The sequence below is a fragment of the Micromonospora musae genome (assembly GCF_003626545.1).
GTDB lineage: Bacteria > Actinomycetota > Actinomycetes > Mycobacteriales > Micromonosporaceae > Micromonospora > Micromonospora musae.
The window spans coordinates 391,953-405,051 of sequence record NZ_RAZS01000006.1 but is presented as its reverse complement, the minus strand read 5'-3'; the positions used below and the strand labels follow the sequence as shown (position 1 = coordinate 405,051).

The window sequence follows — 13,099 nt, the reverse complement described above, 5'->3', positions numbered from 1 at the left end:
CGCGGGTAGCCGCGGCGCGGTGTGGGTGAGGCCGTGTCCGTCGGACGGGTCAGAAGCGGGCGGGCTCGCGGTAGGTGCCCCACTCGGCGCGCAGGGCGTCGCAGATCTCGCCGAGCGTCGCCTCGGCCCGGACCGCGTCGAGCATCGCCGGGATCATGTTCTCCCCGGTGCGGCTGACCTCGACCATCCGGTTCACTGCGGCCTTGACCGCGGCGTCGTCCCGGCCGGCCTTCCGCTCGGCCAGCACCCGGCGCTGCTCCAGCTCGACCTCGTGCGAGATGCGCAGGATCTCCAGGTCCTTGGCGACCGTGCTGGTGTGGCAGTTGACCCCGACGATCTTCTTGTCGCCCTTCTCCAGCGCCTGCTGGTAGACGAAGGCGGACTCGGCGATGTGGCCGGTGAACCAGCCGTCCTCGATGCCGCGCAGGATGCCGGAGGTCATCGGGCCGATCTGGTGCGGGCCCTCACCGCCGAGCTGGCGGATCCGGGCGAAGATCTCCTCCGCCTCGGCCTCGATCTTGTCGGTGAGCGCCTCGACGTACCAGGAGCCGCCGAGCGGGTCCGCCACGTTGGTGACCCCGGTCTCCTCCATCAACACCTGCTGGGTACGCAGGGCGATCTCGGCGGACTCGTCGGTCGGGAGCGCGAGGGTCTCGTCCAGCGCGTTGGTGTGCAGCGAGTTCGTGCCGCCGAGCACCGCGGCGAGGGCCTCCACGGCGGTGCGTACCACGTTGTTCACCGGCTGCTGGGCGGTCAGCGACACCCCGGCGGTCTGGGTGTGGAAGCGGAGCCAGAGGGCCTTCTCGCTGGTGGCGCCGTACACGTCGCGCATCCAGCGGGCCCAGATCCGCCGGGCGGCCCGGAACTTGGCGATCTCCTCGAAGAAGTCGACGTGCGAGTCGAAGAAGAAGCTCAGCCCCGGGGCGAAGACGTTCACGTCCAGCCCCCGGGAGAGCCCGAGCTCGACGTAGCCGAAGCCGTCGGCGAGCGTGTACGCCAGCTCCTGCGCGGCGGTCGACCCGGCCTCGCGGATGTGGTAGCCGGAGACCGAGAGCGGCTTGTAGCGCGGGATCTCCCGGGCGCAGTACTCCATCAGGTCGCCGATCAGGCGCAGGTGCGGCTCCGGGTCGAAGAGCCACTCCTTCTGCGCGATGTACTCCTTGAAGATGTCGGTCTGCAGCGTGCCGTCGAGCGTGGACAGGTCGGCGCCCTGCCGCTCGGCGGCGACCAGGTACATGCAGAAGACCGGCACGGCCGGGCCGGAGATGGTCATCGAGGTGGTGACGCCGGCCAGGTCGATGTCGCCGAAGAGGACCTCCATGTCGGCGGCGGTGTCGACAGCCACGCCGCAGTGCCCGACCTCGCCCAGCGCCTGCGGGTCGTCGGAGTCGCGGCCCATCAGCGTCGGCATGTCGAAGGCGACCGAGAGGCCGCCGCCGCCCGCGCCGAGGATCATCTTGTACCGCTCGTTGGTCTGCTGCGCGTTGCCGAAGCCGGCGAACTGCCGGATGGTCCAGGTCCGCCCCCGGTAACCGGTCGGGTGGAGCCCTCGGGTGTACGGGTACTCCCCCGGCCAACCGATCCGCTCGAAGCCCGGCTGGTCGACCCCCTCCGGGGGCCCGTAGACCGGGTCGACGGTCATGCCGGAGAGGGTGGTGAAGTCCGCGTCCCGCTTGCGCGCGGCGTCGTATCGGGCCTGCCAGCGCGCCCGGCCAGCAGCGATCTCGTCGGCGTTCATCCGCGGCTCCTCCTCGGGTCCTCGACCTACACGTCGAGTCTAGAGGTCACGCCTGAACGATCGCTAAGTCGCCCCGAACCAGCGGGTAACCCGGCGGCCAACGCGGCCGCCGGGCCCCGGTGCCTCAGGCGCCGGCCGCTCCCGGCTGGTTGAGCTCGATGTCGTCCACCGTGACGTTGACCTGGGTGACCGTCAGGCCGTACTTCTCCACCGCTTCGATCACCGCGGCCCGCACCGCCTCGGTCACGTCGGCCACGACCTGCCCGGCGTCGATCACCAGGACCACGTTGATGACCGCCGAGGTGCCCTTCACGTCGGCGGAGACGCCCCGGCGGGCGTCGCCCACCTCGTCCATGCCGACCTTGTCCAGGACGCTGTTGAAGAACCGGGCCACGTCGCCGCCGAGATCGGCGACTCCGGTCACCGAACGAGCGGCGGCCGCCGCGATCTTCTCCACGACCTCGTCGGAGACCGACGTGCCGCCTCGGGCCGCGCCCGCATCGGGCTGCACTCCACCGGCGTTCTCCACCGCGTCCGTCATGATCACATCTCCCCTGGTCCCGACGCATTGTGGACCGACCGGCTCGGCGGCCCGCTCCGCGGGAGCCTCGCTCCCGGCCGTGCGCTGCGAGCCTACTAGGGTCTGTTTCGTCAGGCTCGCCCGAGCGAGCCGAGGCCCAGGCGGCGGGCCACGACCGGCCGAACGTACCCGTGGAGTCCCGCGCACAACTGTGGACATCGAGCCACTACGCTGCCGTCCCGAGCGTCCGAGATGGACGGCCACTCCGCTGCACGAGTGAGGTCTGTTTGATGCGCAAGAGGTTGTTGAGTCTCGCCACGACTGTCGCCCTGTCGCTCGGTGCGCTGCTCGGCACGGCCGTGCCGGCCCAGGCGGCCGAGTCGCCCAGCGCCCTCTGCGGCTCCGGGTACTACGTCATCGACAGTCACGGGCTGCCCGGCGCCACCGTCTACCTGCTCTACAAGTCCAGCGGCGGCTGGAACTGCGTGGTCACCGTCAAGACCGCGGATCGGGGCACGGCGACCAAGGTCGGCGCCTACCTGCACATCGAGGACGGCCGGGGCGGCTTCGACGAGGACCCCTACCTGTACTACGCCGGGCCGGTGCGGGGTCAGGCCGGTGGACAGTGCGTCAAGTTCGGCGGGCTCAGCCGCGGCACCTCGTGGACCAGCAAGTGGGACCACTGCGGCTAGACCGGCCGTAGCGACCCGTCGACGCGGGACCGGCGCCTGTCATCGCCGCCGGTCCCGCGTCGGCGGGCGCCGTCAGCCCTGAGTACCTCGTGCCGGGCCCGGAGTCGCCCGGTACACGGCCGGCGCCGCGGCTGAGGTCAGGCCCCGAGCTGCGCCAGCAGCTCGTCGGCGGCCGCGTACGGGTCGATCGCCCCCTCGGCCACCTTCGCCGCGAGCGACGGCAGCTCCGTACCGTCGCGCAGCGAGCCGATCCGGGCGCGGAGCACACCGAGCGCGATCGCCTCGACCTCGGCGGCGGCCCGCGCCTCCTGCCGGCGGCGCAGCTCGCCGTGCTCGACCAGCCAGTCCCGGTGCTTGTCGATCGCGGCGGCGATGTCGTCGATCCCCTCGCCCCGCGCGGCGACCGCGCGGGTCACCACCGGTCGCCACTGTCCCGCGGCTCGCTCGCCGAGGGCGATCATGCCCTGGATGTCGCGGTACGTCGCGTCGGCGCCGTCCCGGTCGGCCTTGTTCACCACGAAGACGTCGGCGATCTCCAGGATGCCCGCCTTCACGGCCTGGATCGCGTCCCCCATCCCGGGGGCGAGCAGCACCAGTGTGCTGTCGGCGAGCGAGGCGACCTCCACCTCGGCCTGCCCGACACCGACCGTCTCCACCAGCACCACGTCGCAGCCGGCGCCCTCCAGCACCCGCACCGCCTGCGGGGTGGCCGCCGCCAGCCCGCCGAGGTGACCCCGGCTGGACATCGAGCGGATGTAGACGCCGGGATCGGTGGCGTGGTCCTGCATCCGGACCCGGTCGCCCAGGATCGCCCCTCCGGTGAACGGGCTGGACGGGTCGACCGCCAGTACGCCGACCCGGTGTCCGCGCGCCCGCAGCGCCCGCACCAGCTCGTTGGTGGTGGTGGACTTGCCCACGCCGGGCGACCCGGTCAACCCCACCACCTGGGCCTGGCCGGCGTACGGCGCGAGCGCCGCCGCGACCTCCCGGAGCAGGTCGTCGCCGTTCTCCACCAGCGTGATCAGGCGGGCCACCGCGCGGTGGTCACCCGCGCGGGCCCGCTCGACCAGCATGGGCACGTCCCGGCTGCGGCGCACCGAAGCGGTGGCCGCGGCCGGGGCGTTCTCGATGGTTCCGCTCACGGGGCTACTTTCGGTCGGCGAGCGCGGGTCCGCGCGACCCGGTCGCTCGTGGTGCTCACTTGCCGTTCTCGCCCCGGGCCGGAACGTGGATGATCAGCGCGTCGCCCTGGCCGCCGCCGCCGCAGAGGGCCGCCGCGCCGGTGCCGCCGCCACGCCGCCGCAGCTCCAGGGCGAGCGTGAGGACCAGGCGGGCGCCGGACATGCCGATCGGGTGGCCCAGCGCGATGGCGCCGCCGTTGACGTTCACCTTCGCCGGGCTGATCCCGAGGTCGCGGACGGACTGGATGCCGACCTGGGCGAAGGCCTCGTTGATCTCGATGAGGTCGAGGTCGGCGACGGTCAGCCCGGCCTTGCGCAACGCGTGCTGGATGGCGTTCGACGGCTGGGAGTGCAGGGAGTTGTCCGGGCCGGCGACGTTGCCGTGCGCGCCGACCTCGGCGATCCAGGTCAGCCCCAGCTCCTTCGCCTTGGCCTTGCTCATCACGACGACCGCGGCGGCGCCGTCCGAGATCGGCGAGGAGCTGCCGGCGGTGATCGTGCCGTCCTTGGTGAACGCCGGGCGGAGCTTGGCCAGCGTCTCGACGGTGGTGTCCGGGCGGATGCCCTCGTCCTCGCCGATCACCAGCGGGTCGCCCTTGCGCTGCGGGATGACCACCGGGGTGATCTCGTCGGCGAAGTGCCCGTTCTTCTGCGCGGCGGCGGCCTTCTGGTGGCTGCCCGCGGCGAAGGCGTCCTGCTCCTCGCGGGTGATGCCGTGCTTGCCGCCGAGCCGCTCGGTGGACTCCCCCATCGAGCAGCAGTCCCAGGCGTCGGAGAGGCCGTCGTGCGCCATGTGGTCCTTGATCACCACGTCGCCGTACTTGTAGCCGGTCCGCTGCCCCATCAGCAGGTGCGGGGCGTTGGTCATCGACTCCATGCCACCGGCGACGACGATGTCGAACTCGCCGGCCCGGATGAGCTGGTCGGCCAGGGCGATCGCGTCCAGGCCGGAGAGGCAGACCTTGTTGATGGTCAACGCCGGCACGCTCATCGGGATGCCCGCCTCTACCGCCGCCTGGCGGGCCGGGATCTGACCGGCGCCGGCCTGGAGCACCTGCCCCATGATCACGTACTGCACCTGTTCGGGGCTGACGCCACCGCGCTCCAGGGCCGCCTTGATCGCGATCCCACCGAGCTTCGTGGCCGGAAGGTCCTTGAGGTTGCCCAGCAGTCGCCCCATCGGGGTCCGCGCGCCGCTGACGATCACCGAAGCCATAGCTGCCTCCGAGGGGGGTGCCGACCTGTACGCCTTAACGATTGTTCGGCCAGACTAGCGTCATGGCAGAGAACTCCCCCGCCGAGCCCGCTGCGGACTACGTCACAGACATCGGGCTACGGCGAATCGATCACGTCGGCATCGCCGTCGCCGACCTGGACGCCGCGATCGACTTCTACCAGAAGACGTTCGGGATGCGCTGCGTGCACACCGAGACCAACACCGAGCAGGGCGTACGCGAGGCGATGCTCGCCGTCGGCCCCGACGTCGAGGGGGGCTGCGTGCAGCTGCTCGCCCCGCTCACGCCGGAGTCCACCATCGCGAAGTTCCTCGACCGCAACGGCCCCGGGGTGCAGCAGGTGGCGTACACCGTGACGGACGTGGACGCGGCCTGCGCGGCGCTGCGCGAGCGCGGAATGCGGCTGCTCTACGACGAGCCGCGACGCGGCACCGCGAACTCCCGGATCAACTTCGTCCACCCGAAGGACGCCGGCGGCGTGCTGGTGGAGCTGGTCGAACCCGCGGCGCACTGACCGGGCGCCCCGGCCGCCGCCTGTCGCGCGGCCGGGGCCCCGCGGACCGCCCGGCGAGCGCGAGTCTGCGCGGTGCGACGGCCGCCCGGACACCTTCACGCATCGGTGGATGCAATTGTTCACAGGGGACTTCCCGCCCTAGCTACCGTTCAGTAACGTCCGCCTCCAGCAGGGACGCAACCGCGCCACGATGTGTCGGACGCCGACATGGTGGCCGCTCGTCCCGGCGCCGACGATGGCAGCACCCAGTCCCGCGCGTGCGGGTGCGGACGAACGGGAGGTCACCGTGCAGGACATCCTCGAAGCAATCATGGCTGCCGAGGGCTCCGACCAGCCGGGGCGGGAACTCGCCGCGATCGCCGGCCTGCCGGTGCCGGAGAGCTACCACGGCGTCGTGGTACGGGCCGACGAGACCCGCATCTTCGACGGAATGGCGGCCCGCGACAAGGACCCACGCAAGGCGCTGCACGTCCAGGAGGTGCCGACCCCCGAGCTGGGCCCCGGCGAGGCGCTGGTGGCCGTGATGGCCAGCGCCATCAACTACAACACCGTCTGGACGAGCATCTTCGAGCCGCTGCCCACCTTCAAGTTCCTCCAGCGCTACGGGCGGCTCTCCGAGCTGACCCGCCGGCACGACCTGCCGTACCACGTGGTCGGTTCGGACGCGGCCGGCGTGGTGCTGCGTACCGGGCCCGGGGTGACCCGCTGGCAACCCGGCGACGAGGTGGTGGCGCACTGCCTCTCCGTGGAGCTGGAGGACTCCGCCGGCCACGACGACACGATGCTCGACCCGCAGCAGCGGATCTGGGGCTTCGAGACCAACTTCGGCGGCCTCGCCGAGCTGGCCGTGGTCAAGGCCAACCAGCTGATGCCGAAGCCGCGGCACCTCAGCTGGGAGGAGGCGGCCAGCCCGGGACTCGTCAACTCGACCGCGTACCGGCAGCTCGTCTCGCAGCACGGCGCCGGCATGAAGCAGGGCGACGTGGTGCTGATCTGGGGTGCCTCCGGTGGCCTCGGTGGCTACGCCACCCAGCTGGCCCTGAACGGGGGCGCGATCCCGGTCTGCGTGGTCTCCTCGCCGGAGAAGGCCGAGCTGTGCCGGAAGATGGGCGCCGAACTGGTCATCGACCGCACCGCCGAGGGGTTCCGGTTCTGGCGGGACGAGCAGACCCAGGACGCCGACGAGTGGCGCCGCTTCGGCGAACGGATCAGAGCGCTGACCGGCGGCGAGGACCCGGACATCGTCTTCGAGCACCCCGGCCGGGAGACCTTCGGCGCCAGCGTCTTCGTCGCCAAACGCGGCGGCACCGTCGTCACCTGCGCGTCGACCAGCGGCTACCAGCACCAGTACGACAACCGTTACCTCTGGATGCACCTGAAGCGAATCATCGGCAGCCACTTCGCCAACTACCACGAGGCGTGGCAGGCGAACCGGTTGGTGGCCCTGGGTCGGGTGCACCCGACGGTGTCGAGGACCTACCCGCTGGAGCGGACCGGCCAGGCCGCGTACGAGGTGCACCGCAACGCCCACCAGGGCAAGGTCGGCGTCCGCTGCCTCGCGCCCCGCGACGGCCTCGGCGTCCGCGACCCGGAGCTGCGCGCCCGGCACGAGCACGCGATCAACCGGTTCCGCGGTCACTGACGGCGACTACCGTTCGCCCGGTGCGGCCGTGACGGTCGGGAGCGTCCGCGCCGGCCGCCGCGGCGCGGAGCGGTTCGCCGCCGCTCCCGCACGGCGAACCGCCCGCGGCCGGCGCGGGACCGGCGACCCGGGCGAGGACTCGTCGACCAATGCGGGGCCACACCGCCGCCTTTCCGGCGGGCGGTCGGCGTCCCATTCGCGTACTGACGCGGGGTACGCACAAAGGGCCCGGCCGGTGTCGTAGTGAGCCCCTTTTCGCCGACCGGCGGCGGCCGACCCGACCCACCCCGGAGCTGCCAAGATCGGTGCCCGGCCCGGTCTCGTGACGAGCGGAAGTTGACCATGTAAAGAGGACTCGAAAGGTTCGTACCGCTCTTGCGGAGCACCCTGGGGCGTCTGCCAGTATGTCCCAATGCCCCAGCAGCAATCCTCCCCTCTCGCGTTCTTCGATAACGCGAACTCACAGCCAGATTTCACGGTTGGCCTGCGCGGATACAACACCCACCAGGTCGATGACTTCCTCGGCCGGATGACCGCCGCGCTCACCCAGTCCGAGCAGGCCCGCGCCGAGGCCGAGCAGCGGATGAACGACGCCCAGCGTCGGCTCCGCCAGGCCGACCAGCGCGTGGCCGCACTGGAGCAGAAGCTCACGGACACCAACAAGCAGCTCGAGGAGAACAGCCGGCCGACGCTCTCCGGCCTCGGCACTCGCGTCGAGCAGATCCTCCGACTGGCGGAGGAGCAGGCCAACGACCACCGCAACGAGGCCAAGCGCGAGTCGGAGGGGATTCTCTCCGCCGCCCGCCTCGAGGCGCGGGAGATCACCGACAAGGCCCGCGCCGAGGCGGCCGCGATGAAGGCCACCGCCGAGCGCGAGGCCGGCAACCTGCGCACCGCCGCCGAGCGGGAGGCCGCCGAGGTCCGCGTCCAGGCCCGCCGCGAGGCCGACACGCTGCGCGCCGACGCCGACCGCGAGACCAAGCAGCTGCGCACGGTGACCGCGCACGAGGTGGCCGAGCTGAAGTCCACCGTCGAGCGGGAGGTGGCGACCCTCCGGGCCACCGCCGAGCGGGAGATCACCCAGCAGCGGGCGAAGGCCGCCCGGGAGGCCGAGGAGAAGCGGGCCGAGGCGACGAAGCTGCTCACCGACGCGCGGGACAAGCGCGACAAGGACCTCCAGGCCCTGGAGCTCCAGCTCGCCGAGCGCCGGGAGAAGGCCGAGCGCGAGGAGTCCGAGCGGCACGCCGCCCAGGTGGCGCAGACCCAGAAGATGGTCAGCGAGGCCGAGCAGCGGGCCCGCGCCGCGCAGGAGCGGGCGAAGGAGATCGAGCAGCGCGCGGAGGCCCGCCGGGTCGAGTCGGAGCGCAGCTCCGCCGAGACGATCGACAAGGCCAAGGCGCTCGCCGACAAGACCCTCACCGAGGCGCGGGCGGAGTCGCAGCGCCTGCTCAGCGAGGCGCGGACGGAGGCCGAGCTGACCACGCAGGCGGCCCGTCGCGAGGTCGAGGACCTCACCCGCCAGAAGGACGCGGTGACGTCGCAGCTGGGTCAGATGCTCTCCGGCCTCGCCGGCATCGTGCCGGGTGTGCCGAACGGGCAGGCCGCGGCGGCGGAGGCCAAGCCCGAGGCCGGCAAGTCCGGCGGCGACAAGGTGGCCGCGGAATCGGCTGGCTGACGAACCACAGGCCGGGGCATGACGCGGCGCGGGGGGCACCGGGTGACCGGTGCCCCCCGCGCCGCACGCTTTTCGCCACCCACTGTTATCCACCGGTACGACCCGAGTGAAGTAGGGCCGACAGGGGCGTCCGTATCGCCCCAGGAGGGCCCGTTGCGTGTGAGGATGAGGGCATGTCGCACGGCGAGGAACTGTTCGCTCTCGGCGGGGACGTGGCCACGGAGCCCAGCTTCGAGACCGCTCTGCGGGGGTACGAGAAGAAGCAGGTCGACCGGTACGTCGCGCGAGCGGAGCATGAGATCACGGCTCTCGCGGCAGAGCGGGAGCAGGCGTACACACAGATCCACAAGCTCGCCGGCCAGGTCGAGGTGCTCCAGCGCGACCTCGCCCAGGTGCGCAAACAGGTCGGCGTGGTGGACCGGGCGTCCTTCCGGCACCTCGGCCCCCGCGTCGAGCACATCCTCACCCTCGCCGAGGAGCAGGCGGAGGAGATCCTCCGCGTCGCCAACGACGAGATCGACTCCCGCCGGGCCGCCGCCGAGCACATCATCGAGGACGCCCGCGAGCAGGCCGAGAAGGCGCTGAAGGACTTCGAGATCGCCCTCGCCGCGCGGCGCTCCGAGGAGGAGCGGCAGGCCGCCGCGCGCAAGGCCGAGTCGGAGGCCGCGCTGCGCACCGCCAAGGAGGAGTCCGCGAAGCTGCGCCGCAACGCGCAGGACGAGCTGACCAGGGCGCAGCAGGAGGCGAACCAACTCCGGGAGGCGGCCAAGGAGATCCACACCCGGGCCCAGCAGGAGTCCACCAAGCTGCGCGAGGCCGCCCGGTCGACGCTGGCCAAGGCGCAGCAGGAGGCCACCGACCTGCGGGACGCCGCCAAGGAGGTGCACGCGAAGGCCCAGCAGGAGGCGAAGCGCCTCGTCGACCAGGCGACCGAGGCCGGGCGGGCCAGCCACGCCAAGGCACAGCGGGAGGCGAAGCAGACCATCGACGACGCCGCGATGGCGGGGCGGGCCACCCGGGCGAAGGCGCAGCAGGAGGCGGAGCGGATCACGACGCAGGCGAGCGAGACCGCAAAGCGCAGCCGCGCCGAGACCGAGGCGTACGTGCAGCGGATGCGGAGCGAGACCGAGTCGTACGTGCAGCAGTCGCGGGCGCAGACCCAGCAGGAGCTGGGCGCCTGGCGGGCCGGCGTGGAGAAGGAGGTCAACTCCCGACGGGAGACCGCGGATCGCGAGCTGGCTCAGCGCCGGGCCGCTGCCGAGCAGGAGTTCGCGAAGCGCCGCGACGACCTGGAGAAGCAGCACAAGTCCCGCCAGCAGGAGCTGGAGACGACCTTCACGCGCCGCCGGCAGGAGCTGGAGACGACGACCACGCGCCGCCAGCAGGAGCTCGAGACCGAGTTCACCGCCCGGCGCGACCAGCTGGAGACCGAGTACACGACGCGCAAGAACGAGATCGAGCAGGGCGCCGACCGCGTCCGGCAGGCCGCCGAGCGGGATGCCGTCACGCTGCGCCGGCAGGCCGAGGAGCAGGCCACCGAGCTGCTGCGCCGGGCCGAGACGGAGGCGACCGAGAAGCGTCGCACGGCCGACGAGCACGTCGCGACGTCCCGGCGGCAGTTCGAGGAGTACGCGGCGACGACCCAGCAGGCCCTGGCCACCACCCAGCAGCACCTCGCGGCGACGCAGCAGGAGGTCGCGTCCGGCCGGCAGCAGCTCGCACAGGTGATGCTGGAGATCGCGCAGGCGCAGCAGAAGCTCGCCGATCTGCGCCAGGAGACGTGGACGTCGCGCCAGGAGTCCGACGAGCTCCAGCGGCAACTGGTCGAGCTGCGGGGTCAGCTCGCGACGGCGCCGGCCGGCTCCGACGGCCCCACCTCGCCTCCGCCCGCCGGCGCGACCACGGCGGCCGCGGGTCCGGCCGTGGCGGCCCGGCCCGTCGACGCGGGACGCGGTGCGGGTACCGACCCGACGGCGACGCCGGCGGGTACGTCCCGCCCGAGCGGTGTCAAGGGCGAGCCGGGCGGCGGCAGGACGCAGCCGGACGGCAAGCCCCAGCCGGTCGGCGCGACCGCGCAGGCCACCGAGAGCCCGGCGCAGCCCGCCGGGGCGGGCAGCGCGTCCGGAAAGGGCGCCGCGGGCGCGAGCGCCGCCGGTACCCGGCCCGAGCCGGTGACCGCCGAGGGCGAGGGCGAGTCGCAGGCGAGCGGCCAGCCGAAGGCCCGCCCGGTGGGCGAGCCGGTCACCACCGTCGACGACGGCGCCGCCGGTGCGGCCGTGGACGGCGAGCCGACGGTCGCCGCGGTACCCGGCGAGGGTGGCCGGGGCGCGACCCCCACGAAGATCACCAGCACGGGTGAGAACGGGAAGCGGCCCAGCAAGCCGACCACCGACGAGCGGGCGGCCAAACCCAACACGGTCTCGGTCGAGAAGGAGTGACCCGGCCCGCCGGACGGACGCGGCGGCCGGCCCCACCGAACCGGATCCGAACCCGGCGGGACCGCTCGCCCTCCCGCGGCGGTCGCCGCTGAGTGGCAGCGCGGCCGCCGACCGGGATTGCGGACGGTACGGCCCGCCGGCAGCCAGTACTCTCCGGTCAGGGCCGGTGCCAGGAGCAGGCCCGAGACGCGGATGAGGCGGCGCAGTCGCCGAACCTGACCGGAGGACTGGTGACGCAGGACGGGCCGAGGGCCGACGGACCGGATCCGGAGCGGGCCGAGGCGGGGCAGCCGGAGCGGGGCCGGGGGCCCCGGCGCACTCCGGCACCGCAGGGGGCGAGCCCGCCCCGCCCGGACGCCACCACTGTGGGGGAATCCCCGGACGATCCGAGCGACCCCGCACCGGCCACCGGCTCGGGGCGCTTCGGGCCGCGGGGGCGTCCGCTGCGGCGCAACAGTTTCCTGGTCGGCTTCACCGGTGGGCTCGGCCTGCTCGCCGCGTACGCCCTCTATCTCGGTCTGCGCAACGCGTTCGGGATCCTCGTCCTGGTGGTGATCGCGCTCTTCCTCGCGATCGGCCTCCATCCGGCGGTGGTCCGGCTGCGCCGCTGGGGCCTGCCGCACGGCCTCTCCGTCGCGCTCGTCGCGTTCGCCGTGCTGCTGCTGCTCTGCGGCGGCGTGTTCGCGCTCGTGCCGCCGATCATCACCCAGTCCGGGCAGTTCATCGAACAGCTGCCGAACTACATCGAGCAGCTGCGCCGCAGCGAGACCGTCAACGACCTGGTCGAGCGGTACGACCTGGTGCAGAAGGTGCAGGGCGCGGTGAACGCGGAGACCGTGGGACGCGCCCTCGGTGGCGTGCTCGGCGGCGCCCAACTGATCTTCGGCACCATCTTCCGCGCCCTGACCGTGCTGGTGCTGACCATCTACTTCCTGGCGTACTTCAACCGCCTGCGGGCCCTCGGCTACTCGCTGGTGCCCGCGTCGCGGCGGGAGCGGGTGCAGCTCATCGGCGACGAGATCCTCACCCGGGTCGGCGCCTACATGGTGGGCGCGCTCTGCATCGCGGTGCTCGCCGGGGTGAGCACGTTCGTCTTCGCCCTGATCGTCGGGCTGGCGTACCCGATGGCGCTGGCCGTGGTGGTCGCGGTGACCGACCTGATCCCGCAGATCGGGGCGACTCTCGGCGCGGTGATCGTGACCCTGGTCGGCTTCGCCACCGACCTCTCCGCGGGCATCGCCTGCGTGGTCTTCTTCCTCGTCTACCAGCAGGTGGAGAACTACCTCATCTACCCGAAGGTGATGCGCCGCTCGGTGCACGTCAACGAGGTGGCAGCCCTGCTCGCCGCGCTGCTCGGCGTCGGGCTGATCGGAGTGGTGGGCGCGGTGATCGCCATCCCGACGGTGGCCGCCATCCAGATCATCCTGCGCGAGGTGGTGCTGCCCCGACAGCAGTCACGCTGAC

At 72.5% G+C, this 13,099-nt stretch carries 10 protein-coding genes; 6 read left to right on the top strand and 4 right to left on the bottom strand.

Translation table 11 applies throughout. The annotated features are described in order from the left end of the window. Window positions 1-49: 49 nt before the first annotated feature. Both D7147_RS19230 and D7147_RS19225 read right to left on the bottom strand, forming a co-directional pair. Window positions 50-1,738 (bottom strand): acyl-CoA mutase large subunit family protein, encoded by a 1,689-nt coding sequence (locus D7147_RS19230; protein ID WP_120679554.1) that lies wholly within the window; start codon window positions 1,736-1,738, stop codon window positions 50-52. 124 nt (window positions 1,739-1,862) lie between these two features. Further along, entirely contained in the window at window positions 1,863-2,279 is a 417-nt protein-coding gene (locus tag D7147_RS19225; protein ID WP_120679904.1) for an Asp23/Gls24 family envelope stress response protein, read from the bottom strand. A 269-nt stretch (window positions 2,280-2,548) separates the two neighbouring features. Between D7147_RS19225 and D7147_RS19220 the strand changes: the two genes are divergently transcribed. Further along, window positions 2,549-2,950, top strand: a complete 402-nt coding sequence (locus D7147_RS19220) for an acetyltransferase (protein ID WP_147434643.1) — start codon at window positions 2,549-2,551, stop codon at window positions 2,948-2,950. A gap of 137 nt (window positions 2,951-3,087) precedes the next feature. On the opposite strand, the gene meaB is transcribed toward D7147_RS19220, so the two are convergent. Both meaB and D7147_RS19210 read right to left on the bottom strand, forming a co-directional pair. Then, a complete protein-coding gene (gene meaB, locus D7147_RS19215; RefSeq protein WP_233563241.1) occupies window positions 3,088-4,023 on the bottom strand; it encodes a methylmalonyl Co-A mutase-associated GTPase MeaB in 936 nt (311 codons plus the stop codon). 124 nt (window positions 4,024-4,147) lie between these two features. Beyond that, on the bottom strand, window positions 4,148-5,347 hold the full coding sequence (locus D7147_RS19210; protein ID WP_120679550.1) for an acetyl-CoA C-acetyltransferase: 1,200 nt from the start codon (window positions 5,345-5,347) through the stop codon (window positions 4,148-4,150). Window positions 5,348-5,409: 62 nt separating this feature from the next. Between D7147_RS19210 and mce the strand changes: the two genes are divergently transcribed. The 5 genes from mce (at window position 5,410) to D7147_RS19185 (ending at window position 13,098) form a co-directional block, all read left to right on the top strand. Continuing rightward, window positions 5,410-5,880 (top strand): methylmalonyl-CoA epimerase, encoded by a 471-nt coding sequence (gene mce, locus D7147_RS19205; RefSeq protein ID WP_120679548.1) that lies wholly within the window; start codon window positions 5,410-5,412, stop codon window positions 5,878-5,880. 286 nt (window positions 5,881-6,166) lie between these two features. Next, window positions 6,167-7,522 (top strand): crotonyl-CoA carboxylase/reductase, encoded by a 1,356-nt coding sequence (gene ccrA, locus D7147_RS19200; RefSeq protein WP_120679546.1) that lies wholly within the window; start codon window positions 6,167-6,169, stop codon window positions 7,520-7,522. Between the two features lie 412 nt (window positions 7,523-7,934). After that, window positions 7,935-9,197: a DivIVA domain-containing protein gene (locus D7147_RS19195; RefSeq protein ID WP_120679544.1), complete on the top strand. Its 1,263-nt coding sequence runs from the start codon at window positions 7,935-7,937 to the stop codon at window positions 9,195-9,197. A gap of 173 nt (window positions 9,198-9,370) precedes the next feature. Next, the gene (locus D7147_RS19190) at window positions 9,371-11,635 is read left to right on the top strand and encodes a coiled-coil domain-containing protein (RefSeq protein ID WP_120679542.1); all 2,265 of its coding nucleotides are present in this window, start codon (window positions 9,371-9,373) and stop codon (window positions 11,633-11,635) included. A gap of 365 nt (window positions 11,636-12,000) precedes the next feature. Then, entirely contained in the window at window positions 12,001-13,098 is a 1,098-nt protein-coding gene (locus tag D7147_RS19185; RefSeq protein WP_120679540.1) for an AI-2E family transporter, read from the top strand. Window position 13,099: the final 1 nt, after the last annotated feature.